Annotated in this window: 26 protein-coding genes; 16 read left to right on the top strand and 10 right to left on the bottom strand. The window is 53.2% G+C overall.

Going from position 1 to position 23,753, the window contains the following annotated elements; translation table 11 throughout:
* Window positions 1–127 precede the first annotated feature (127 nt).
* From ypfJ to ypfH, 3 genes are all read left to right on the top strand, one after another.
* Window positions 128–991, top strand: coding sequence for a KPN_02809 family neutral zinc metallopeptidase (gene ypfJ, locus ACX9GT_RS17900; RefSeq protein ID WP_473188030.1), 864 nt, complete (start codon window positions 128–130; stop codon window positions 989–991).
* A 27-nt stretch (window positions 992–1,018) separates the two neighbouring features.
* Window positions 1,019–3,031: a tRNA(Met) cytidine acetyltransferase TmcA gene (locus tag ACX9GT_RS17895; protein WP_473188029.1), complete on the top strand. Its 2,013-nt coding sequence runs from the start codon at window positions 1,019–1,021 to the stop codon at window positions 3,029–3,031.
* Between the two features lie 97 nt (window positions 3,032–3,128).
* Window positions 3,129–3,818 (top strand): esterase, encoded by a 690-nt coding sequence (gene ypfH / locus ACX9GT_RS17890; RefSeq protein ID WP_473188028.1) that lies wholly within the window; start codon window positions 3,129–3,131, stop codon window positions 3,816–3,818.
* Between the two features lie 31 nt (window positions 3,819–3,849).
* On the opposite strand, the gene ACX9GT_RS17885 is transcribed toward ypfH, so the two are convergent.
* The 4 genes from ACX9GT_RS17885 to ACX9GT_RS17870 are packed head-to-tail and all read right to left on the bottom strand — an operon-like array spanning window position 3,850 to window position 6,216.
* Entirely contained in the window at window positions 3,850–4,035 is a 186-nt protein-coding gene (locus ACX9GT_RS17885) for a YpfN family protein (RefSeq protein ID WP_459401788.1), read from the bottom strand.
* Between the two features lie 2 nt (window positions 4,036–4,037).
* Entirely contained in the window at window positions 4,038–4,709 is a 672-nt protein-coding gene (locus tag ACX9GT_RS17880) for a M15 family metallopeptidase (RefSeq protein WP_473188027.1), read from the bottom strand.
* Window positions 4,706–5,833: a succinyl-diaminopimelate desuccinylase gene (dapE, locus tag ACX9GT_RS17875; RefSeq protein WP_473188026.1), complete on the bottom strand. Its 1,128-nt coding sequence runs from the start codon at window positions 5,831–5,833 to the stop codon at window positions 4,706–4,708. The genes ACX9GT_RS17880 and dapE overlap by 4 nt, the downstream gene beginning before the upstream one ends.
* Window positions 5,830–6,216, bottom strand: a complete 387-nt coding sequence (locus ACX9GT_RS17870) for an ArsC family reductase (protein WP_473188025.1) — start codon at window positions 6,214–6,216, stop codon at window positions 5,830–5,832. Before ACX9GT_RS17870 ends, dapE begins: the two co-directional genes overlap by 4 nt.
* Between ACX9GT_RS17870 and ACX9GT_RS17865 the strand changes: the two genes are divergently transcribed.
* The 5 genes from ACX9GT_RS17865 (at window position 6,198) to ACX9GT_RS17845 (ending at window position 9,879) form a co-directional block, all read left to right on the top strand.
* Window positions 6,198–6,914 carry a recombinase family protein gene (locus tag ACX9GT_RS17865; protein ID WP_473188024.1) on the top strand — a complete coding sequence of 239 codons (717 nt, stop codon included), beginning with the start codon at window positions 6,198–6,200 and terminating at the stop codon, window positions 6,912–6,914. The genes ACX9GT_RS17870 and ACX9GT_RS17865 overlap by 19 nt on opposite strands.
* A gap of 421 nt (window positions 6,915–7,335) precedes the next feature.
* Window positions 7,336–7,785 carry an STM2901 family protein gene (locus ACX9GT_RS17860; RefSeq protein ID WP_473188023.1) on the top strand — a complete coding sequence of 150 codons (450 nt, stop codon included), beginning with the start codon at window positions 7,336–7,338 and terminating at the stop codon, window positions 7,783–7,785.
* Window positions 7,779–8,105 carry a DUF1493 family protein gene (locus ACX9GT_RS17855; RefSeq protein ID WP_473188022.1) on the top strand — a complete coding sequence of 109 codons (327 nt, stop codon included), beginning with the start codon at window positions 7,779–7,781 and terminating at the stop codon, window positions 8,103–8,105. The genes ACX9GT_RS17860 and ACX9GT_RS17855 overlap by 7 nt, the downstream gene beginning before the upstream one ends.
* A gap of 19 nt (window positions 8,106–8,124) precedes the next feature.
* Window positions 8,125–8,610 (top strand): Hcp family type VI secretion system effector, encoded by a 486-nt coding sequence (locus ACX9GT_RS17850; RefSeq protein ID WP_473188021.1) that lies wholly within the window; start codon window positions 8,125–8,127, stop codon window positions 8,608–8,610.
* A 237-nt stretch (window positions 8,611–8,847) separates the two neighbouring features.
* Window positions 8,848–9,879, top strand: coding sequence for an IS630 family transposase (locus ACX9GT_RS17845; protein WP_473188020.1), 1,032 nt, complete (start codon window positions 8,848–8,850; stop codon window positions 9,877–9,879).
* Window positions 9,880–10,266: 387 nt separating this feature from the next.
* On the opposite strand, the gene ACX9GT_RS17840 is transcribed toward ACX9GT_RS17845, so the two are convergent.
* The 3 genes from ACX9GT_RS17840 to ACX9GT_RS17830 are packed head-to-tail and all read right to left on the bottom strand — an operon-like array spanning window position 10,267 to window position 11,534.
* Complete coding sequence (locus ACX9GT_RS17840; protein ID WP_473188019.1) at window positions 10,267–10,587, bottom strand: isochorismate lyase; 321 nt, start codon at window positions 10,585–10,587, stop codon at window positions 10,267–10,269.
* 26 nt (window positions 10,588–10,613) lie between these two features.
* A complete protein-coding gene (locus ACX9GT_RS17835; protein WP_473191629.1) occupies window positions 10,614–11,039 on the bottom strand; it encodes a GNAT family N-acetyltransferase in 426 nt (141 codons plus the stop codon).
* A 15-nt stretch (window positions 11,040–11,054) separates the two neighbouring features.
* Window positions 11,055–11,534 (bottom strand): tetratricopeptide repeat protein, encoded by a 480-nt coding sequence (locus tag ACX9GT_RS17830; RefSeq protein ID WP_473188018.1) that lies wholly within the window; start codon window positions 11,532–11,534, stop codon window positions 11,055–11,057.
* A 170-nt stretch (window positions 11,535–11,704) separates the two neighbouring features.
* Here ACX9GT_RS17830 and ypfM point away from each other — a divergent pair, with 170 nt between their 5' ends.
* Window positions 11,705–11,812, top strand: coding sequence for a protein YpfM (ypfM, locus tag ACX9GT_RS17825; protein WP_473188017.1), 108 nt, complete (start codon window positions 11,705–11,707; stop codon window positions 11,810–11,812).
* Window positions 11,813–11,932: 120 nt separating this feature from the next.
* On the opposite strand, the gene acrD is transcribed toward ypfM, so the two are convergent.
* Complete coding sequence (gene acrD / locus ACX9GT_RS17820; RefSeq protein ID WP_473188016.1) at window positions 11,933–15,070, bottom strand: multidrug efflux RND transporter permease AcrD; 3,138 nt, start codon at window positions 15,068–15,070, stop codon at window positions 11,933–11,935.
* A 202-nt stretch (window positions 15,071–15,272) separates the two neighbouring features.
* Between acrD and ACX9GT_RS17815 the strand changes: the two genes are divergently transcribed.
* Window positions 15,273–15,551, top strand: a complete 279-nt coding sequence (locus ACX9GT_RS17815; RefSeq protein WP_473188015.1) for a winged helix-turn-helix domain-containing protein — start codon at window positions 15,273–15,275, stop codon at window positions 15,549–15,551.
* 26 nt (window positions 15,552–15,577) lie between these two features.
* Here the strand turns inward: ACX9GT_RS17815 and narP are convergent, their stop codons facing one another.
* A complete protein-coding gene (gene narP / locus ACX9GT_RS17810; protein WP_459401797.1) occupies window positions 15,578–16,210 on the bottom strand; it encodes a nitrate/nitrite response regulator protein NarP in 633 nt (210 codons plus the stop codon).
* A gap of 137 nt (window positions 16,211–16,347) precedes the next feature.
* Window positions 16,348–18,030 (bottom strand): nitrate/nitrite two-component system sensor histidine kinase NarQ, encoded by a 1,683-nt coding sequence (narQ, locus tag ACX9GT_RS17805; RefSeq protein ID WP_473188014.1) that lies wholly within the window; start codon window positions 18,028–18,030, stop codon window positions 16,348–16,350.
* Between the two features lie 364 nt (window positions 18,031–18,394).
* Here narQ and napF point away from each other — a divergent pair, with 364 nt between their 5' ends.
* The 6 genes from napF to napB are packed head-to-tail and all read left to right on the top strand — an operon-like array spanning window position 18,395 to window position 23,745.
* Window positions 18,395–18,889: a ferredoxin-type protein NapF gene (gene napF, locus ACX9GT_RS17800; protein ID WP_473188013.1), complete on the top strand. Its 495-nt coding sequence runs from the start codon at window positions 18,395–18,397 to the stop codon at window positions 18,887–18,889.
* The gene (gene napD, locus ACX9GT_RS17795; protein WP_473191628.1) at window positions 18,879–19,145 is read left to right on the top strand and encodes a chaperone NapD; all 267 of its coding nucleotides are present in this window, start codon (window positions 18,879–18,881) and stop codon (window positions 19,143–19,145) included. Before napF ends, napD begins: the two co-directional genes overlap by 11 nt.
* Window positions 19,142–21,628 (top strand): nitrate reductase catalytic subunit NapA, encoded by a 2,487-nt coding sequence (gene napA / locus ACX9GT_RS17790; RefSeq protein WP_473188012.1) that lies wholly within the window; start codon window positions 19,142–19,144, stop codon window positions 21,626–21,628. Before napD ends, napA begins: the two co-directional genes overlap by 4 nt.
* Before the next feature lie 10 nt (window positions 21,629–21,638).
* A complete protein-coding gene (gene napG / locus ACX9GT_RS17785) occupies window positions 21,639–22,391 on the top strand; it encodes a ferredoxin-type protein NapG (protein ID WP_473188011.1) in 753 nt (250 codons plus the stop codon).
* Window positions 22,391–23,299 (top strand): quinol dehydrogenase ferredoxin subunit NapH, encoded by a 909-nt coding sequence (gene napH / locus ACX9GT_RS17780; protein ID WP_473191627.1) that lies wholly within the window; start codon window positions 22,391–22,393, stop codon window positions 23,297–23,299. Before napG ends, napH begins: the two co-directional genes overlap by 1 nt.
* Entirely contained in the window at window positions 23,296–23,745 is a 450-nt protein-coding gene (gene napB / locus ACX9GT_RS17775) for a nitrate reductase cytochrome c-type subunit (RefSeq protein ID WP_473188010.1), read from the top strand. Before napH ends, napB begins: the two co-directional genes overlap by 4 nt.
* Window positions 23,746–23,753: the final 8 nt, after the last annotated feature.

Genomic DNA, 23,753 nt, shown 5'->3' with positions numbered 1-23,753 from the left:
TTGAATACGGGGCATTTCTGCGGAATGCCCCGTTCTGTTTTTATTTCCAGAAAATTACTGCATTCCCTGCGCCGCTTACCCTTTATAATCATCTTCGTACCCACACTATTTATTCTGGAGTTTATCTATGCGCTGGCAAGGGCGTCGGGAAAGTGACAATGTTGAAGATCGTCGTGGGCAATCTTCCGGCATGGGTGGCGGTGGTTTTCGCCCGCCGATTGGCGGCAAGGGCGGTCTCATTATCCTGGTGGTGGTAGTGGTTGCCGGTTACTACGGGGTTGACCTAACGCCGTTGCTGAACGGCGGCGAGATGGCACCGCAAGCGCAACAGCAAAGCGCCAGAATCAGCCCGAAAGATGATGAACTGGCTAAATTCACCTCGGTGGTACTGGCTTCGACCGAAGACACCTGGCAGGAAATCTTCCAGCAGACCGGCAAACGTTACCAGGATCCGAAACTGGTGATGTATCGCGGTGCCACGCGTACCGGCTGCGGAACCGGCCAGTCGGTGATGGGGCCGTTCTATTGCCCGGCAGACGGCACGGTGTATATCGATTTATCCTTTTATCAGGATATGAAGACCAAACTGGAGGCCGGTGGTGACTTTGCGCAAGCCTACGTGGTGGCGCATGAGGTTGGGCACCACGTGCAGAACCTGTTGGGGATTGAGCGGAAAGTGCGCCAGATGCAGCAGGGGGCCAGCGAGGTGGACGTCAACCGCCTTTCGGTGAAAATGGAATTGCAGGCGGACTGTTTCGCCGGGGTTTGGGGGCATTATGCGCAACGGCAGAATATGCTGGAAGCCGGTGATTTGCAGCAGGCGCTGAACGCAGCGCAGGCGATTGGCGACGATCGCTTACAGCAACAGAGCCAGGGGCGGGTGGTGCCAGATAGCTTCACTCATGGCACTTCGCAGCAGCGCTACACCTGGTTCAAGCAAGGGTTCGACAGTGGCGATCCCAATAAATGTAATACTTTCGCCGCCCGTTGATTCACTCCCCTTCAGGTATGGTTTCTGATGTTACAGGCAATGCAACAACGTATGCAGCGGCAGGGTATCCGCCGTTTGCTGGTTCTCAGCGGCGAAGCGCCATGGTGCCGTATTCAGGCCCAACAACTGGCTGCGCAACTGCCGGGGGATTGGCCATGGGTGGGGAGCGAGGCTCCTTCCGAGGCCCAATCTCTGAGCAGTGGTACGGTCAGAACGCTGTTGGGCCAGGAGCGGTTGCACGCCGTTTTTGATGCCACGCAAGGGCTGGACGTAGAAGCTCTAGCCCAGCTCTGCGGCACGCTGCGTGCCGGTAGCTGGTTGCTGTTGTTGGCTCCCGCTTGGCCGCTGTGGGGGCAACAGCCGGATGGCGATAGCCTACGCTGGAGCGACTGCTCTCAGCCGATCGCGACACCTAATTTTATCGCTCATTTACAGCAACAGCTTGCGGCAGACCGTGAAGTGACCCTTTGGCGGCAAGGCGATCCGCTGTGTTTGGCGCGGTTGCCGCAGCGCGCAGATTGGCAACCGCCGCTGGGTTTGCCCAGCACCGAGCAGCAGGCCATTTTGGCCCGCTTGTTGGAAGCGGAAAGCGGCGTCTGGGTGCTGACCGCAGCGCGTGGCCGGGGGAAATCCACTTTGGCGGGGATGCTGGTAGCAACCAGCCCGCTGACCTGCTGGATCACCGGGCCAAGCCGTGCGGCAACCGAGGTGGCTAGCGAATGGGCGGGTGGCAAGGCACAGTTCTGGGCACCTGACGCGTTGCTGCAATATTGTGCTGAACACAGCGTCAGTGATGTTGGCTGGTTACTGGTGGATGAAGCCGCGGCGATCCCCGGCCCTTTGTTGCAACAACTGATTAGCTATTTCCCGCGGGTATTGCTGACCACCACGGTGCAGGGTTACGAAGGCACAGGGCGCGGTTTTTTGCTCAAATTCTGTGCCGCATTGCCACAGTGGCAGCCGCTGAGTTTGCAACAACCGATCCGTTGGGCGGCGGGTGATGCCTTAGAGCGCATCATCGATAACGCATTATTGTTTAACGAAGAGCCAGTGTGGTCAGCGGTCAATCAACCGTTGAACTTCAACCCGCTTGAACAAGCTGCGTTATGTGCCGATCCACTTCGATTGAGGCGTTTCTATGCGTTGCTCAGCAGTGCTCATTACCGCACTTCTCCACTGGATTTACGCCGCTTGATGGATGCTCCAGGCATGCATTTCAGTGCGGCATCGCTGGCAGACGAGATCGTGGGGGCGCTCTGGCTGGTGGATGAAGGGGGCTTGAGCGCTGAACTGGCGCATGAAGTCTGGGCGGGCCGCAGAAGGCCACGTGGCAACCTGGTGGCCCAATCTCTGGCGGCACACGGTGGCCAGTGGTGGGCTCCAACGCTGCGTTCGCGCCGTATTACCCGTATTGCGGTGTTGCCAGAGCTGCGCCAGCAGGGGATCGCCAAGCGGTTAATTGAACAGCAAAAGCAGCGTTCGCAGGAGTTGGATTTCCTTTCCGTCAGCTTTGGTTATACCGAACCGCTGTGGCGTTTCTGGCAATCCTGTGGTTTTACCTTAGTACGTATTGGCAGCAAGCCGGAAGCCAGCAGCGGTTGTTATACCGCCATGGCGCTGTTGCCGCTCAGTGAGCAGGGGCGGGTACTGTGCCATGCGGCGCACAAACATTTGGCGCGCGACTGGCGCTGGTTACAGCAGCGTATCGATCTGCAACCAACTATCGCCGGTGATGAGGGCGATCAGTTGTTGAACGAAGAGGACTGGCGCGAACTGGCTGGCTTTGCCTTTGCCCATCGGCCATTGGAGGCCAGCCTGGGGGCGTTGCAACGCTTGTTGTTGAACACTACATCGCCAATCGCCGCTCTGCGCAGCCATTTGCAACAGCAGCAGAGCGTGGTGCAGTGCGTGGCTGAATATGGTTTGAGCGGCCAGAAAGCGCTGTTGCGCCACTGGCGGCAGGAGGTCGCGCAGGCGCTCGAACAGTGGGATAGCCCGCGTTGCTGCCATTGGCAGCAGTGGTCCCAGTCATTGCAATAAATGGAAAGAGTTGTTCAATAAAACCCGATTTTCCTGATTTCTCAGCGGTGTATAGTCATTGGCAGTTCGGCTTGCTGTTTAACCTGAGGAGTTCCCCATGAAACACGAACACTTTGTTGTGCAAAGCCCTGTGGCACCGGCTGAGCAGTTGATCCTGCTGTTTCATGGCGTGGGCGACAACCCGGTCGCGATGGGGGAGATCGGCAGTTACTTCGCCAAAGACTTCCCGCAGGCGCTGGTGGTGAGCATCGGGGGGCCGTTCGCATTCGGCCAAGGCAATGGCCGCCAGTGGTTTTCAGTGCAGGCGGTGACGGAGGCAAACCGTGTGGAACGTATTGCTGAAGTGATGCCGAAGTTTGTCGAAACCGTGCGTTACTGGCAGCAGCAAAGCGGGGTGGGCTATGCGGGAACCGCGTTGGTCGGTTTCTCGCAAGGTTCGATCATGGCATTGGAAGCGTTGAAAGCAGAACCTAAGCTGACCGGGCGCGTAGTGGCGTTCAGCGGCCGTTTTGCCCAATTGCCGGAAACGAACTTTGGCGAAAGCGTGGTGCACTTGATCCACGGCGAGACAGATGCCGTCATTGCGGTAGAACATGCGCACGCGGCGGCGGCACAGTTGCAGGCCGTTGGCTGTGATTTTACGCTGGACGTGGAAGAGGGCGTCGGGCATGCCATCAATCAGGGCATGATGAACCTGGCGCTGGAACGTTTGCATTACTATGTGCCGCAGCGCTATTGGGAAGAGGCGATGTTTGGCAAACGCGGGGATTTGATCGCGTTTAAATAAGGTTCAGGGCGCCAAGCGCTGCGCCCTGATGTTATTTCTTCTTCGGCCAATCCTCTTCATCGTCCCACTCGGCGTTGTTATCGCGATGCGGTGGCAACTCGGGTTTGTTGGCCAGGAATTTTTTATGGTCCAGACGGCGTAACTCTTTGATCCCGTTAAGCACCATGCCTACCAGTATCACCAGAATTACCCACCAGTAGTCCGCTAACCAATGCATGCTTACGTCCTTTCAACCTGTATAAAACGCGAGAATATGGCTGGCAAATGGCGAGCAAGCCATTGCGCACCGGCAACGTCTTTATCCTGCCAGGATGCTAGCAGCAGCGCAGGGGTCAATAACTGTTCGGCCTCCTGTGCCAAAGGGCGGTAGCTAAGATGCCAGGGTTCTACCGCAACGCCACCCTGGTCTGCGGTAAATGGGCGGTAAAAACCGAAATCGGCCATATGCTCAGTTATCCACTGATTCAGCGGATAAAAATAGCCCCCTTCCTGATATTCCCAGGGTTCCAACTGTAATTTAGCCCCGGCTGGCAGCAGTGATGGATCGTAAATATCCAGATCGCTGCCCCAGTGATGACGGCTGGCACCGGGTAATGCGGACCAGCGCAGGATAGCTTCGCAGCGTTCGGCAGCAGACAGCGGCGTGATGTCGATCGGCTGGCTGTCCTTGTCCAATACTGGCCGCTCGCCGCAGAACTTACCGTTCCAGATCGCCAATTGCCGATCGAAATCACGGAAGGTACTGGCCGGTTGCAGATCAAACCCCGCCGCTCTGGCGGCCTGCTGCATAGCGAGGAAAGCCTCCACCGCTGCGGGTTGCAAGCGGTGGTTGCCGCTCAGCACGGCCAAGTGTGCAGTCGAGCGCCCGGTCAGCATCTTTGGCGTGATCATGCGACCAATTGCTCCATAATACGTTGATACATGCGGCTCAGTAACTGCAAATCGGCGGCATGGACGCATTCGTTGACTTTGTGGATGGTGGCATTCACCGGGCCCAGTTCAACCACCTGAGCGCCCATTTGGGCGATAAAGCGGCCATCAGAGGTGCCACCGGTGGTCAGCAACTGCGGTGTCATCTCCGAGTAGTGCTGCACGGCATTGACCACCGCATCCACCAGCGCCCCGCGTGCGGTCAGGAATGGCTGGCCAGACAGCCACCAGTCTAGGGTGTAATTCAACTGATGGCGATCCAGCAGTTCCTGCACGCGCTGTTTAATGATGGCGTCGGTCAGTTCGGTACTGAAACGGAAGTTGAACTGCACGAACATGTCACCGGGGATCACGTTGTTGCTACCGGTGCCTGCCTGCACGTTGGCGATCTGCATACTGGTCGGTGGGAAAAATTCGTTGCCCTGATCCCATTCGATCGCCACCAGTTCGTTTAACGCTGGCATCGCGCGGTGAACCGGGTTGTCTGCCAAATGCGGATAAGCGACGTGCCCCTGAATACCGTGGATATGCAGATTGGCGGTGATCGACCCACGACGGCCGTTTTTCACCACGTCACCCACGCGCTCGGTACTGGAAGGCTCACCTACCAGACAATAATCGAGGCGCTCGTTGCGTGCCTTCAGGGCTTCCACCACTTTCACTGTGCCATGTGTGGCACTGGCTTCTTCGTCGGAGGTGATCAGGAACGCCAAGCGGCCTTTATGATCCGGGTGTGCAGCCACAAAACGCTCAGCAGCCACCACCATTGCGGCTAAAGAGCCTTTCATATCCGCTGCACCGCGCCCATAGAGCATGCCGTCGCGGATCGTCGGTTCAAAGGGCGGGTTTTCCCACTGTTTTTCATCACCAGTAGGAACAACGTCGGTGTGGCCAGCAAAGGCTAGCGTTTCACCCTGGCCGCGCCAGGCCCAGAAATTCTGCGTATCGCCAAAGTTCATTGGCTCAACGGTAAAGCCGATCGCCTTCAGACGGGCAATCATGATCTCCTGGCAGCCTTCGTCGTGCGGGCTGAGGGAAGGGCGCTTGATTAACTGTTGCGCCAGTTCAATAACAGGGCAGATCATGATTTAACCTCGGTGATAAATTGCTGATAGCTATCGATGCTGAAACCCAGCAGAGCATGGCCGTTGCCGTCATCTAACAGCGGGCGCTTGATAATGGCTGGCTGCTCCAGCATCAGGGCGATGGCCGCATCGGCATTATCGCAGGCATTGCGTTGTGCCTCGTCCAGCTTGCGCCAGGTGGTGCCGCGAGTATTCAGCAGCGGCTGCCAGCCAAGGCGTTCGACAAAGCCGCGCAACTGCTGTTCGCTCAGCCCGTCTGCACGGTAGTCGTGGAATTGATAAGCCACACCCTGCTCTTCCAGCCAGCGGCGTGCTTTCTTGATGGTGTCACAATTTTTTATGCCGTAGAGCTTAAGCAAACTTTTTGAGTCCTTATCTATCATGCGGAAATGCCTACCTATATCTTCGAATCAGCACGGAACAGCAGGCCAGCGGTGACGGCTTAGACCGCCAGGAGGCTATGCTGCTGGATTATGTGAAAGATAATGCGGTAAAAATGGGCTTAGATCCAGACAACTATGAGTTCATTGTTGACCGTGGGAAGTCTGCATTTAAAGGCCAGCATATGGAAAACACGTCTGGTTTAGGAAGATTTTTTACTCGTTTGGTAGAGGGGCAGATAAAGCCTCATTCAGTGTTCATTGTTGAATCGTTAGACCGGTTTTCCCGTCAGAATCCCTTCTTATGCATGAAGTATTTGTTTGTGCTTGATGAATATAAAGTTGAATTGCATGATGTAGATAGAAACTTGATCATTTCCAGAAAAATCTCTAACAGTTTGACATTTGCAACAATGGTCGCACAGCGAGCATATGATGAAAGTTGTTTGAAATTCGACAGAATTAAGAAGGGCTGGAACCATCGCAGAACTAAAGAAAAAGATGATGGTGATTATATGATTAAAAATACGCCAGTGTGGATTGGTGTATCAAATAATAAATATGTGCTGAATGAAAACCACAAGATAGTAAGGGAGATATTGGCTTATCTATATTTTCATAGAGTTGTATTGAATGAAAATATTTTCGCCATATCTCCTTCTAAATATTTCGATACTTTATTTTTTCATGTAAATTATTAATCTTTTCAGATCGATTATTGGGAATGCTGTTTTGACCTGCTGATAGATAAAAATCATATATACGGAAATACTGCCATACTTCATTAGAATAATTGCTACAAGCATAACGAATTTTATCTCTAATCTCCATGTGTATTTCAAATGCCGTAGCGAGTGGTATTTGTAATTTGTTATTATTAATTACTTTTTCAAGCGTTTCAATACTTGTGCAACAGCGCCAGTCTAATTTTATCATCTTAGTGCCTTCGGGATAGATAATGTATGATATCGCAGTACGCTATAATAGGGTAGATGTACTGTGTAGTGCTTGCGTCTTGATGAGTTACTTGACGCCTCATCACTGCATAATAGTTTTAATCTTGCTGTCAGGAAGATAGTTGTAGTATAACCAAGTAAATCTACGATACGGCTAAGGGTATGTATGGATACGGTAGAGGAACTAAACGGAACGTACTTTTATAAGGGTTTAGGCAACATTTCAGCAGGTGAGCTATTTTTCTGGGTTCTCCTTGATAAAACAGATGAACAGCTTGGCGGTATAAAAGATATAGTAGTAATGAGTTGTATCATTTTAGGATTGCCAATTTTAAGTACCAGAACAAAACCGGGAACCGCTACGCCTGGAACATCTATAGCTTCTAAATATTCACGTCAATATCTTGATGTGAAACTACCTGTACGACTTCCAACATTAACAAACAAGAGCATTAAACTCTTAAAGCCAATGATGGTTAACAATCTTGGAGCTTTCGTTGGCCGTACAATCCCCGTAATAGGTTGGGTACTTCTTGCAAACGATCTCGCTCAAATCGTTTATAAAACATTATCTACCTATAACACGGTAGCAAGAAAAGAAGATCGAGTATGGTAACTGATGAAGAGGTTTTAGAGTTTTTCCGAGATGAGCTATCACTTATGGTTACATGGAAATTCAAACCAATACCTATCGAGCTTGATACACCATTACAAGGCTATGCTGAATGGGATGAGTTGCCATACGCTATTGATGATTACAGTAAGAAGTTTGGTATCGATACATCTGTAATTGATTATAATGCTTACTATCCGTGGCAGACGGAATCATTTTTCCGTAAATGGCTTACCAAAGAACCACTACAACAAACAGTTAAACCGCTTACTGTAAGAATGTTCGCGGAGTCGGCTAAGGCTGGCCGTTGGTTGTATGATTAACTGAAAAGGAGTTTGATAAATGGCTGTACCTGTTCACATGTGGTTAAAAGACGATGGCGGTGCTGCTATCAAAGGTTCATCTGATGTTAGAGATCGTGAGGGAAGCATTGAATTGCGTGGACTTACTCACAATTTAAATATCCCTACTGATTCAAATACAGGAAAACTAACGGGAACGAGGCTACACGCTCCTTTCTTGATTGAAAAAGAAGTTGATGCATCATCACCGTATCTTTATAAAGCGGTAGCCACCGGTCAAACGTTAAAGAGTGCGGAGATTAAATGGTATTGCATCAACGATGCAGGGCAAGAAATAGAATACTTCAATACGTTACTTGAAAATGTGAAAATTGTTTCTATTACACCAACGATGCATGACACTCGTGATTGTCCAGGTACAGGTCACATGGAAAGTGTACAGTTGCGATATGAAAAAATCACATGGAAATATGTAGACGGTAATATTCAGTATACTGATGCATGGAACGAAAGAGTTACGGCTTGATGGATGAATTAGGGGCATGCATCGCCCCTGTTTTGAAACTACTATCACTCCTTTACCTTGTAATGAAAACATTATCAGTAGATACAAGTGGTGCTAAGATAATTTGCCTTTAGGTTGTTAAAATTTAAAGAGAGATACTGTATTTAGTACTTTAATTTTTTTGGTGATTTATAGTGTATACCCGTGATCATTGAAGATGCTTGATTTTGTTGATGAAGAGGATCATGCTTTCATCCCATGAAGATATTTATCACCGCTGAGCAAAAAATCGAACTCGAACGCTGGCATGATTCCAGCCGGGACAAACACGTTTGCGATCGTATTAAAGCCGTACTTCTCGCCTCCGAAGGTTGGAGTTCGGTCATGATTGCTCAGGCTCTGCGCCTGCATCAGACCACTGTTGACCACCATATCAGCGAATATCTGAATAAAGGGAAGTTGAAACCCGAAAATGGTGGCTCTGATGGCATGCTCAGCACAGAAAAAACCGAACAGCTTATCAGCCACTTAACTCAACATTTATTCCATCATACTGTCCAGATTGTGGCCTACGTGGCACAAAAATGGGGTGTCATATACAGCGTCCCAGGAATGAACAAATGGCTGCACCGGCATGGCTTCAGCTATAAGAAACCCTCAGGCGTACCCCATAAATTCAGTGAAGAGAAACAGCAACAGTTCATTGAATATTATGAAGAATTAAAAGTTGCCACGAGAGGTGAACCGATCCTTTTTCTGGATGCAGTGCATCCGACTCAGGCGACAAAACTGAGCTTCGGCTGGATAAAAAAAGGGGAAAAAAAGACTGTTGAAACAACAGGAAGCCGTACTCGGATGAACATTCTGGGCGCGCTGGATCTGAATGATGCTGCCCATCCAGTCATTCATGATTACGAAACGATTAATGAATACACTATCTGTCAATTTTTCAATGAGATAAGAACATGTTATCCCGACTATAAGCAGCCAATTCATATTATTCTGGATGGCGCGGGGTATAACAAAACAAACCTGGTCAAAGATTGGGCATTTGTCTGCAATATAAAATTGCATTCCCTGCCACCTTACAGCCCCAACTTGAATCCCATAGAACGGTTATGGAAGCTGATGCACGAATGTGCAAGGAACAACCGTTACTTTGCCAGTAAGCCTGATTTCCGAACGGCTATATTTAACTTTTTTACGACAACGCTCCCTGAGATGGCGGGTTCATTATCGTCCCGGCTGAATGACAATTTTCAGGTGCTAAAGCAAGCGTCTTCAAGTTAATCGGGTATAGATCATTTATTTGACTGACTAAAAGGTTTCATGTTAATTGTATGAATTATCTATATAAGTAATTTATGAGAAGCCTTTTCCTAAAACAAGTAGTGATAAATTATCATCAGTTTAAATTAAGAATGAATTTAATTGCACTGTGATATATCAACCATATGCTATTGATAATATGTCAAAAATTATAATAAGAAACGTTTATTAATTATATGCTTTATTATACTTTTCAATCGCTATTCCTATATTTTAAAAATATATTTTTATCTTATCCATTATAAATGATAGGGCTCAGCATGCCGAAAAACAGCCAGGAGTTCCACAGCTAAGGGGTTACAAAGGTGGGGAAAGGTGAAAGTTTTCACCTTTTATAAACGAAACAGCTTAGGCATTATCTTGTTGCCCTGACCAATGCTTCATCTCTTCGCTGATAAAGTAATTCACCAGTTCCGTGTAGAGGTTTTCAATCACGTCTGGGCTCAGGCCGTTTTCACTGGCCCATTGCCTTCTGGTTTGGATCATGGCGTCGAAGCGTGCTTTTGCCCGCACGGCGTCGGGGCTGGTTTTGAATTTTGCCGCGGCTTTGACATATTCAAAACGCTGGGCAAGCAGTTTAATGATCTGCTGATCCATAGCGTCGATCTCAACTCGTACCTCATCAATACTGGCACAGTCCTGCGGCGGTAATTTATTGATTGCTATCATCTGTTGTCCTTTTGGTAACATCTATTTCAGCGAACATAACCGCCATTCTGCAAACGTTCAAGCGCTGTTCCTGCCGCGTAGACCATTCCGGTTGTCAGATCGTGGAAGCCGTATTTGTTATAAAATGCCAGCTTGTCCGGCACCGAGTAGATAAACACCTTGCCGAGCGGAGCCAAATCCTGCATCACGCGGGCCATTAACTGATGGCCATAGCCGTGCCCCTGAAAACGCGGGTGGATAGCCACATCCGCCAGATAAGCGACCGAAGTCATGTCGCTGATGGCATGAGCGGTCGCCATCAGTTCACCATGAATAAACCCGAAATAACAGAACTGACAGTTTTGATAGACCTGCTGCATCACCTGCGGATCGCGTTTGCCCAAGCCAGCGGCTTCCAGCAGTTCAGCCAACCGTTGCCAGTCAATGCTGCAACGATTGAGGCCGACAATCATCTCCACGGTTGTCTCCTAACTGATGCGATCCAGATCCGCCGCATATTGGCGGATCGCGCGTTGGTAGTGGCTGATAGCGCTGTGGGAGGAAGTTTCCGCCAACAGCAGTAACAAATCGGCGACGGCCTGCTTGGTTTCCCCCAGGTTATAGAGCGTCATGGCGCGGAACAGGGTGATCTCCTTGGCCTGAGGAAATTCGCTTAAGCCACTGTCGAAAGTAGCCAGTGATTTCTGATAATCCCCCAGTGCGCGGTAGGTGCTGCCTAAGCCGAGCCAGGCTTCCTGGCGCTGTTGTGCCGGTAGCTCGTATTGCAACGCGGCGAGATAGCAGGGAATCGCCTGCTGTTCAAAGCCCTGCACATCGTAAAGACAGGCTAACTGATAATGCAGCGTGGCATCCTGTGGTGCCTGTTGCAGCATTTGCTGCACCCGTTCGCAGGCCTCCTGATAGCGGCCCTGCTCTTTCAGTTGTTCGATGGTGAACGCTGGGGACATGACATTGCCTTTAATGTGAGGTTTTTTTAGCCTTTGGCACGCTACTACGGAAGAATTGATCGCACAAGGGAATATAAAATTTACCCAGCTTGATGATTAATTTGAAAATGTGCGTTGTCCCCATTTTTGATGCATGGCACCGTTCCCAAAAGGCTTCACGTGGTTAAAAAATGGGCGTAGAATTTGAGGCGATATTTAATGGAGGCAGTAAAGTAATTATGGTTGATCGTGAGTTAGGAAACTGGAAAGACTTCATTGACGAGATGTTAGGTAACTGACACCGGCTTGAAGCTTACAACAAGGCAGTTGATTGGTTTTTTACTTAAAACACCTTGGGTACAAGATATAAGTTGTAATAAAGCAGCATCGGTTCTCTGATGCTGCTTTTTTTACGCACATTATTCGCTGCGTTTCTCGGCCTGTGGTTGCACGGCGGGCTTGCCAGGGAAGCGGCGGCGCACCAGAACAAAGAATAACGGCACAAAGAAAATAGCCAGGATGGTGGCGGAAATCATGCCGCCCATCACACCGGTACCGACAGCGTGTTGGCTGCCTGAACCGGCACCGGAACTGATGGTCATGGGCAACACGCCGAAGATAAAGGCCAGCGAGGTCATCAAAATCGGGCGTAAACGCATGCGCGAGGCTTCCAGCGTGGCGGCCATCAGATCTTGCCCTTTGTGATTGAGTTCATTGGCGAATTCGACGATCAGGATAGCGTTTTTGGCAGACAGCCCGATAATCGTCAATAGCCCAACCTGGAAGTAAACGTCGTTCTCCAGCCCGCGCAGCCAGGTCGCCGCTACGGCACCGATCACCCCAAGCGGCACGACCAGCATGACTGAAAACGGAATCGACCAGCTTTCATACAGGGCTGCCAGACACAGGAACACCACCAGCAGCGAGATGGCATACAGCGCCGGAGCCTGGGAGCCCGACAGCCGTTCCTGATAAGACATGGCGGTCCATTCGAGACCAAAACCGACCGGTAACTGGCTGACGAGTTTTTCCATCTCGATCATCGCGGTGCCGGTACTGACACCGGCAGCGGCTTCACCGACAATTTCAACCGTTGAACTGCCGTTATAGCGTTCCAGGCGCGGCGAACCGAAATTCCAATGTGAAGTGGCAAAGGCAGAAAACGGCACCATGCCACCGCTGCTGTTGCGCACGTACCATTTATTGATGTCTTCCGGCAGCATGCGGAAAGGCGCAGCGGCCTGCACATACACTTTCTTCACCCGCCCACGATCGACAAAGTCGTTCACATAGGTTGAACCCCAGGCGGTGGAGAGCGTGCTGTTGATATCGTTAATGGCAACGCCCAGCGCCTGTGCCTTGCGTTGATCGATATCGATTTGCAACTGCGGGCTATCGTCCAGGCCGTTATGGCGCACGCGGGATAACTGCGGGTTTTGCCCGGCCAGTTGCAACAACCGATCGCGCGCTGCCATCAGCTTCTCGTGGCCTTGCCCGGCATGATCTTCCAACTGCATATCAAAGCCCGCAGCGTTACCCAGCCCGGTAATCGCTGGCGGGCTGCTGGCGATGACTCTGGCTTCATTAATCTTACTGAAGGCTTTGGTTGCGCGATCGATGATAGCGAATGAGCTATTGGCCCCCGCAGTGCGTGATTCCCACGCCTTCAGGCGGATAAACATCCGCGCCACGTTTTGCCCATTTCCCCCTGGCCCGGAACCAATGGTAGAGAACACCGACAGCACGTTATCTTTTTCTTTGTTCAGGAAATAGTGCTCCACCTTTTCCACCACTTTGGTGGTTTGTTGCAGGGTTGAACCCGTTGGTAATTGCACCTGCACGGTGAATACGCCGCGATCTTCCTGTGGCAGAAACGAGGTGGGCAGCTTCAGGAACAACAGCGCCATCCCGCCGAGCAACAGCAGGTAAATCACCATATAGCGGATGCTGTGGTGCAGCACGCGCGCCACGCCGCGTTCATAGCGTTCGGCGTTACGGTTGAACATGCGGTTGAACCAGCCGAAGAAACCTCGTTTACCATGATGATGGCCTTTGACCACCGGTTTCAGCAGGGTAGCGCACAGCGCCGGAGTCAGGATCATCGCCACCAGCACGGACAGCACCATGGCGGAAACGATAGTGATCGAGAACTGGCGATAAATCGCGCCGGTCGTGCCGCCGAAGAAAGCCATGGGAATAAACACCGCTGAAAGCACCATGGCAATCCCCACCAAGGCACCCTGGATCTGCCCCATGGATTTACGCGTTGCGTCGCGCGGAGATAATCCCTCTTCACTCATTACGCGCTCAACGTTTTCCACTACCACGATGGCATCGTCCACCAGCAGGCCGATCGCCAATACCATGGCGAACATCGTCAGGGTATTAATGCTGTAACCGAAAGCGGCAAGAATGGTGAAGGTGCCCAGCAGCACCACCGGCACGGCGATGGTCGGGATCAGCGTAGCGCGGAAGTTCTGCAGGAACAGATACATCACCAGGAACACCAGCGCGATGGCTTCCAGCAGCGTTTTCACTACGTCTCTAATCGAGGCTTTGACGAACGGGGTGGTTTCATAGGCCACCTTCGCCTCCAGCCCCGGCGGGAAAAATTTTGCCAGCTCAGCGATTTTATCTTTCACCCGTTGATCGGTTTGCAGTTCGTTAGCGCCGGAAGCCAATTTGATATTCATCCCGGCGGCCTGCAGGCCGTTGTAGCGGCTGAGGAAGTTGTAGTTTTCGCCACCGAGTTCAACGGTGGCCACATCACCGAGCGTGACCAGTGAACCATCCTGATTGACGCGCAGGGTGATTGCACGAAACTGTTCCGGCGTCTGCAACTGGGATTGTGCGTTGATAGTGGCGTTAAGCGCCTGTTTATCCACCGACGGTGAACCACCCAACTGGCCTACCGCTACCTGGGCGTTCTGTGAACCGATCGCGCTCACCACATCCTGCGTGGTCAACTGATAGCTGGTGAGTTTGTTAGGATCCAGCCAGATGCGCATTGCGTACTGCGAGCCGTAAACGTCCATACTACCCACACCGTCGATCCGGCTGAGTGGGTCTTGCAGGTTAGAGACGATGTAATCGGCAATATCCTGCTTATCCATGCTGCCGTCGGTAGAGACGAAAGCCACCATCATCAGCGTGGTATCGCCGGATTTGGAGACCGACACCCCTTGCTGTTGCACCGCTTGCGGTAAGCGCTTTAGCGCCCCTTGGAGCTGGTTCTGCACCTGCTGCATCGCTTGATTAGGATCGGTGCCAGCGTTGAACGTCAGCGTCACGCTGGCCTGACCGGTGTTGGTACTTTGCGACGACATATACATCATGTTGTCGAGGCCGGTCATGTTCTGTTCGATAATCTGGGTAACGGTGTTTTCCAGCGTTTGCGCTGAAGCCCCAGGATAAGTGGCACTGATACGCACATTAGGCGGAGCGAGATTCGGGTATTGTTCGACAGGCAACGAAAAAATCGCCAAGGTGCCTGTCAGGCAAAGAATAATTGCCAGAACCCAGGCAAAAATAGGGCGGTCAATGAAAAAATTGGCCATGCAGCATGAACCTCGTTATGGCTTGTTATATTTTTGACAGCATCAGTTATGCTTATACCGCCTGGCAGGAGCCAGACGCCATTGCACTTTACTCGTGATAGGCAGGGAAAGCGTGGAGAAAAAATGGAGATAATGTAAATAACAGTGGTAGTCATCTACATTTATTGCAGAGTGAATGAAATTATCGCAGCAGGAGTTTGGCATGGAAATTAACCCGGTATTTGCCCGTCGTCTTTATCTTTGTTGGCTAATCAACCACAGCGAACGGCCTAATGTTCCGCGCCTGATGGAGTTGACCGGCTGGCCGCGCCGTACATTACAGGATGTGTTAAAAGCCTTACCCGGCTTGGGTGTGGAATTGCAGTTTGTTCAGCAGGGAGTGCGTAATAACGACGGTTTCTATCAGCTTGAAAACTGGGGGCCGTTGAATAAAAGCTGGATTAACCAGCATCATCTGGCGCTGCTGGCTGCGATCGAATAAATGTTCCCCGGCACGCCGGGGACGCATTATTGGCTCTTGTATTCCAGATACAAGACGGTGGCCGCCACGCGCGAACGCACGTTGAGCTTACGTAGCATGTTGCGAATATGCACCTTCACCGTTTCTTCAGAAATGTGCAATTGCGCCGCCACCTGCTTGTTTGACATCCCGCGCGCCACTTCCTGTAACACATCCAATTCACGTTCGGTCAGATCGGCAAACGGATCGTGCTGTTCGCTGCGCGATGCCAGATAGTCGACCACCGCTTCGCTTATCACATTCTTGCCTTCGGCGGCTTCACGGATATGCTCCAGCAACTGCTCGGGCTCGCTGTCTTTCAGCAGATAACCATCGGCACCGGCATCGATTAACGCATACACATCGCTGCGCGCATCGGAGACCGTCAGCACGATGATGCGGGCATCCACATCATCGTCACGCAAGGCTTTCAGCGTATCCAGCCCGGAGAGGCCTTTCATGTTGAGATCAAGCAGAATGACGTCTGGCGTCAATTGCCCGGCTAACGTGATGGCTTCGTTACCATTGCTGGCTTCCGCCACGACGGTAAACGTGGGGTCCAGCCCAAGCAACTGTTTGATGCCCCGGCGCATCAGTGGGTGATCGTCAACGATCATGACCTTGTAATTTTTCATCACCATGAAACATGCTCCCTGTAGCGAGTAAAACCACACAAGTGCCGGAGAGGGCACTTGGCTGTTAATCACAGAGCGGCGTTGGGTGCCGCAGATATTTTTAAAGGGTTACTACTGCTCAGCAGCAACGGATAAACCATCCCTTAAGGCGGAAAAATCAGGCAGATCTCTGTGCCTTTTTCTTTACCGCGCCGGATGTGTAACTTCCCCCCCAGGCGCGTCGCCCGTTCGCTCATAATGGTCAAACCGTAATGGCCTTCCGGTTCGTCCAGGCTGTCGATGCCGGAACCATCATCGCAGATAGTGATCTGATTATCGCCCTCTGGCGAGAGTTCGCAGCGAATCACAATTTCCTGCGCATCGGCGTGCTTGATGGCATTCAGTACCGCTTCACGCACGATCTGTAGTGCGTGAACCTGTTGCTGCGCATTCAGCGCCTGCGAGGCTAGTCGGCAGTGTAACTGAATCCGTGCGCTGGTCAGAAGCTTTAATGGCTCCAGCACCTGCTTCAGCGCCGCATTAAGATCGGCATCCTGAATGCTCAGGCGGAAGGTAGTCAGCAATTCACGCAGTTGGCGATAGGCGTCGGCCAGCGCCCGGTCAAAATCATCGATAATCTCGTGAGCGGCAGGCGGGCTGTCCACCAGCGTGCGTTTCAGCAAGGTGAGCTGGATACGCAGAAACGTCAGTGCCTGCGCCAGCGAGTCATGCAGTTCGCGGGCAATGGTGGCGCGTTCTTCCATCAGCAGAAATTGCATATGCTGCTTCTGCGCGCGATTGAAGTAAACGCTGCGGCTGAGCATATTGGCCACGCTCTGCATCAGATGCGGGTGGGGCGGCTGTTGCTGTTGCTGCCAACTCAGGCTGCCCAGCGGTTTGTTGTCCTGCGTAATGGCGATCGCCTGCCACTCCTGTTCCGCCAGCGGTTCACCACTGCCGATCTGCCATTGGCTGAGGTTGTCTTCCACATTCAGCCGGATGCATTGCAGTTGTTCACTCAGGCGCACAATACGCAACACCTTCTCGAACGCCCGCTGGTCAAGCTGCCCGGCGCTCAGCGCTTGTGAACAGCTGTAAAGCACTTCCAGCGTGCGGTTGGCCTGCTGTAGGCGCTCGGTTTTTTCCTGCACCTTATATTCCAGCGACTTATACAGCTTGGCCAGTTCGCCGGACATAGCGGTGAACGCCTGCGATAACACCCCCAATTCATTCGGTAACGATATGTCGAGTGGCGGATGGTTAAAATCGCGCTGCTGCATACGCTGGCTGGCATCCACCAAACGTTTCAACGGCGTCACCACTTGGCGGCGCATAAAGCGGATGCAGAACAGCACCAGAGCCACGATCGCGATATACCCCATGACGCTGATCGCCGCCACAATGCTCAGTTTGATTTCGGAATAGCGTTGCAGCGCCAGCACAAAATGGTCGATCTGATTAACATAGCTGGCCACGTTGGCCTGATAGTTTTCTGCATGTCCGGCCTGGATCTGCTTTTCCAGCGCCAGCCAGGATTGGCGCAGCGTCAGGTATTTTTCCCGCACGTCTCTCGGCACGTAAAAGCGATCGAGCTTGAGCAGGGCCGGTGCCAGCAGCGATTGTTGATATTGCAACAGGTGCTCGTTCAACTCACCGGCACCGTTGGCCAGTTCATATGCCAAGCGATAGCTCTGCATGCGCAGCGAACCGGCAATATTTACGGCTTCCGCATCGCGCAGGCTATCGGCTACGGTGGTCAGCGCCAGCCCGGTAGACAGCACCGAAAGTATCACGATGCTGATTAGCGCCTTGGCCAGGCTTCCTGTCACTGAGCGTTTTACGAGCAATTAGGCATCCTTATCTATGAGCGGGCCCAAGCCATCGAATTTCATTCACAAGCGAAATGATAACCTCTATGGCGTAAAATCACCGCGATTTTCGTCAAACGGCTTGGCGTGGCTTGATGGAGGTATCGCTATATAATTTAATAAATAACGCTCGCGTAAAAATCCGCACCAGAAACCCCCTATACATTGCCAGAGATTGATCTGGCGCAATCAACCTAGTGATTTACCCATAAAGAGTGATTATTTCCCCTTGGTGTTCAGCCTATTTTGTCCCTGCCCCTACAGGGGTTTTGAGACAAAAAATACAAAATTATAGAGTCATTTTTATACGCAGTGCGTATTTCTAACACTAAGGATAAACCGCATGGCCGAATTGTCGCGACGCAAACTGCTCAGCGGACAATGGCGTCATCATTCTGATGCGATCCGTCCCCCATGGTCGCGCGAAGCTCCTCTCTTTCTTACTGGTTGCACCCGATGCCAGGCGTGTATCGATGCCTGTGAAACCGGTGTGTTGATCGCTGGCAGCGGTGGTTTTCCTGAAGTTGATTTCCAACGTGCGGAGTGCACCTTTTGCCGCCAGTGCGCAGAGGCTTGCGAAGCACCGCTGTTTTATCCGCCGCAATACCCGCCTTGGCAGCAAGTGGCAACCTTTACCGCCTGCTGCCTGGCGTTGCAGGGCATTGAGTGCCGCAGTTGCCAGGATAACTGTGAAACGCAGGCAATCCGTTTCCGACCACAGTTGGGCGGGATCGCTAAACCGGCGCTCGAAGCGGCGGCCTGCAACGGCTGTGGTGCTTGTGTTGCCGGTTGCCCGGCGGCGGCGATCGCGATAACTCGGAGTGAAAATAATGAATAACGAATGGCATGTGAGCGGGTTGATGGTTCAGGCCCGGCCGGAAAAGTTTCCAGGGTTGATCCCAGCGCTGCTGGCGATCCCGGAGACGGAGATTCCGGTACAGAATCAACAGCAGGGTAAGTTGGTGGTGGTGATGCAGGCCGCACGCTCTCAGGCGTTGCTGGAAAAAATTGAGTCGGTGCGTGATTTGGATGGCGTACTGGCGGTGTCGCTGGTTTATCACCAGCAGGATGAGCAAGGTGAGGTAACGCCATGAAACTCAGTCGTCGAGACTTCATGAAAGCTAACGCCGCAGCGGCCGCCGCTGCGGCTGCCGGGCTGACGATCCCAACGGTCGCCCAGGCCGTGGTCGGCGGTGCTGATGAAATCAAATGGGACAAAGCGCCTTGCCGTTTCTGCGGCACCGGCTGCGGCGTGCTGGTGGGTACACAGAATGGCCGCATTGTCGCCTCGCAGGGCGATCCGGATGCGCCGGTCAACCGTGGCCTGAACTGTATCAAAGGCTACTTCCTGCCGAAAATCATGTACGGCAAAGACCGTTTGACACAGCCGCTGCTGCGGATGAAAAACGGCCAGTACGATAAAGAGGGTGAGTTCACGCCCATCGGTTGGGAGCAGGCTTTCGATATCATGGCCGAGAAGTTCAAAGCGGCGCTGAAAGAGAAAGGCCCGAATGCGATAGGTATGTTCGGTTCCGGCCAGTGGACGGTATGGGAAGGCTATGCCGCCGCCAAGCTGTTCAAGGCCGGTTTGCGTTCCAACAACCTCGATCCGAATGCTCGCCACTGCATGGCTTCGGCGGTAGTGGGTTTCATGCGCACCTTCGGCATGGACGAACCGATGGGCTGCTACGACGATATCGAGCAGGCCGACGCGTTCGTGCTTTGGGGTTCCAATATGGCGGAAATGCACCCGATCCTCTGGTCGCGCATCACCAACCGCCGTTTGGGTAACGATAAGGTCAACGTTTCCGTCCTGTCTACGTTCGAGCATCGCAGCTTTGAGCTGGCGGATAACGCTATGGTGTTCACCCCGCAGACCGATCTGGCGATCATGAATTACATCGCTAACTACATTATTCAGAACAACGCGGTCGATCAGGAATTCCTCAAGCAGCACGTCAATATCCGCAAGGGCGCGACCGATATCGGTTACGGCCTGCGTCCGACGCACCCGTTGGAAAAAGCCGCTAAGAATCCAGGCAGCGATGCCTCGGAGCCGATGAGCTTTGACGATTACAAAGCCTTCGTCGCGGAATATACGCTGGATAAAACCGCCGAGATGAGCGGCGTGCCGAAAGATCAGTTGGAAGCGCTGGCGAAGCTGTATGCCGATCCCAATGTGAAAGTGGTGTCTTACTGGACCATGGGTTTTAACCAGCATACGCGCGGCGTGTGGGCCAACAACCTGTGCTACAACCTGCACCTGCTGACCGGCAAGATCTCCAAGCCGGGCTGCGGGCCGTTCTCACTCACCGGCCAGCCTTCCGCCTGCGGTACTGCGCGTGAAGTGGGCACCTTTGCCCACCGTTTGCCTGCCGATATGGTGGTCACCAACGAAAAACACCGTCAGATCGCCGAAAAGATCTGGCAACTACCGGCGGGCACCATTCCAGAACAAATCGGGCTGCACGCGGTAGCGCAGGATCGGGCGCTGAAAGACGGCAAGCTGAATGCTTACTGGACCCTGTGTACCAACAACATGCAGGCCGGGCCGAATATTAACGAAGAGCGTATGCCGGGCTGGCGCGATCCGCGCAACTTTATCGTGGTTTCCGATCCGTACCCGACGGTGAGCGCGCTGGCGGCGGATCTGATCCTGCCAACCGCCATGTGGGTCGAGAAAGAGGGGGCTTACGGCAACGCTGAACGCCGCACCCAGTTCTGGCGTCAGCAGGTGAAAGCGCCGGGCGAGGCCAAATCCGATCTGTGGCAGTTGGTGGAGTTTGCCAAGCGCTTCAAGGTGGAAGAAGTGTGGTCAGCGGAACTGCTGAATCAGAAACCGGAATACCGTGGCAAGACCCTGTATGACGTGCTGTTCGCCAACGGTGAAGTCAATAAATACAAGCTGGAAGAGATCCCGGCGGCTCAGTTGAACGACGAAGCGCGTGACTTTGGTTATTACATCCAGAAAGGGCTGTTTGAAGAGTATGCCGGTTTCGGGCGCGGTCATGGTCACGATCTGGCGGCGTTCGACATGTACCACCAGGCGCGCGGCCTGCGCTGGCCGGTGGTCGATGGCAAAGAAACCCTGTGGCGTTACCGCGAAGGCACCGATCCTTATGTGAAAGCGGGTGAAAGCGTGCGTTTCTATGGCAAACCAGACGGCAAAGCGGTGATCTTCGCGCTGCCGTTTGAACCGGCAGCAGAAAGCCCGGATCAGGAATACGACCTGTGGCTGTCTACCGGCCGCGTGCTGGAGCATTGGCATACCGGTTCAATGACGCGCCGCGTGCCGGAACTGCATCGCGCCTTCCCAGAAGCGGTGACGTTTATCCACCCGCTGGATGCCAAAGATCGCAACCTGCGCCGGGGTGACAAAGTGAAAGTGGTGTCCCGCCGTGGTGAGGTGATCAGTATCGTCGAAACCCGTGGCCGCAACCGCCCACCGAAAGGTCTGGTGTATATGCCGTTCTTTGATGCGGCGCAGTTGGTCAATAACCTGACGCTGGATGCTACCGATCCGCTGTCAAAAGAGACCGATTACAAGAAGTGTGCGGTAAAACTGGAGAAGGTATAAGGCCAAAGCCATGAGCCAGCAACGAGATAAAACCCCGGCGCGGCGGCGCTTCCTGCGTGATGCCGCCCGCAGCGCCGCCGGATTGGCGGGGATCGCCGTACTGCTTGGGTTGCAGCAGCAACAGTCGCAGGCGCGTGACGGTTTGGCCTTGCGGCCACCGGGCGCGCTGGCGAATGGGGCGTTTGACAGCGCCTGCATCCGCTGTGGCCAGTGCGTGCAGGCGTGCCCGTATCAAACGCTGAAACTGGCCACGCTGCTTTCACCGCTGGCTGCGGGAACGCCTTACTTTGTGGCAAGGGATATCCCTTGCGAGATGTGCGAAGACCTGCCGTGCGTGGTGGCCTGCCCAAGCGGTGCGCTGGATCCTTTGCTGACCGATATCGATCAGGCGCGGATGGGGTTGGCAGTGCTGCTGGATCATGAAAATTGCCTGAACTGGCAGGGTTTGCGCTGTGACGTCTGTTACCGCGTCTGCCCGCAGATCGACAAGGCGATTACGCTGGAGCTACAGCACAACCAACGTACCGGCAAGCACGCGATGTTCCTGCCTACGGTACACAGCGATGCTTGCACCGGCTGCGGCAAGTGCGAACAGGCCTGCGTGCTGGAACAGGCGGCGATCAAGGTGTTGCCAATGGAACTGGCACGCGGTCAGTTGGGCGAGCATTACCGCTGGGGCTGGCAGGAAAAACAGCGTGCAGGGCATTCGTTGGTGCCGGAAGGGATCACATTACCGGCACGCGGCGCAAAGGGAGGTGAATGATGGCCAATCCTGTTGCACAAGCCGGGCGTGATGCCCGCCTGCGCCATGGCTGGTGGCGCAGCAACCGCTTCCTGATCCTGCGGCGCAGCAGCCAACTGCTGATCTTGCTGATGTTTTTATCCGGGCCGCTGTGGGGCGTCTGGATCCTGCGCGGCAACTACAGCGCCAGTTTACTGTTGGAGACGATCCCGCTCACCGATCCGTTGATGATGCTGGAAAGCCTGTTGGCCGGGCATTGGCCCGCCTGGCTGGTGTGGGTGGGCACGGCAGTGGTGCTGATCTACGGCCTGATCGGCAATCGGGTGTTCTGCGGCTGGGTTTGTCCGTTGAACCCGGTCACCGATCTGGCGGCCTGGCTGCGGCGCAAGCTGGGCCTGCGGCAGTCGGCCAGCCTACCGCGCGGCCTGCGCTACGGCATTTTGATCGCCGTGCTGGTGGGTAGCGCCGTCAGCGGCACGCTGCTGTGGGAATGGCTCAACCCGGTTGCCCTGATGGGCCGTGGTTTGATCCATGGCACTGGCGAGGGAGCGTTGAGCTGGCTGAAAGGCTTGGTCGCCGCTTTTGGTGCCGGGATCTGGCTGATTGTGGCCTTGTTCCTGTTCGACCTGCTGGTGGTTGAGCACGGCTGGTGTGGCCATCTTTGCCCGATGGGCGCTTTGTACGGCGTGATTGGCAGCCAAGGCGTGGTGCAGATCAGCGCTGAGCAGCGCGAAAACTGCACCCGCTGTATGGATTGTTTCCACGTTTGCCCGGAACCGCAAATTCTGCGCGAACCCTTATTGCTGCAAAAAGGCACGCCACAGGTGGCCAGTGATGCCTGTATTGCCTGCGGACGCTGTATCGACGTCTGTGCAGAAAATGTATTCGAAATTAAGACCAAATTTCATTATTCGGGAGCCAAAAAATGAAAAGCAATGTCCTGAACAAGCCGCTTTCCCTGTGTGGTGCGCTGCTGTCGCTGGTGGTTGCCAGCTTCGTGTTTGCCGCCAGCGATGTGGATCTTCAGCAGTCGCCAGAGGTTTCCGCCACTGTCGAAGGGCAGATTAAAATGCCGAAACAGCAGGAAAAGATGGCGCTGAACTATGTCAACCAGCCGCCGATGATCCCGCACAGCATTGATGGTTATCAGGTCACCAAGAACACCAACCGCTGCTTGCAGTGCCACGGTGTGGATAGTTATCGCACGACCGGCGCACCGCGTGTCAGCCCGACGCACTTTATGGACAGTGACGGCAAAGTGCTCGGTGAAGTTGCACCACGCCGCTATTTCTGTTTGCAATGTCACGTACCACAAACCGATGCTGCACCGATCATCGGTAACGATTTCAAGCCTATGACGGGCTTTGGGCAATAAGCGGGGGA

It is taken from the genome of Serratia sp. YWN4 (assembly GCF_055790845.1).
Note: the sequence above shows the minus strand (reverse complement) of the source record. Positions and strands in the feature narration are given on the sequence as shown.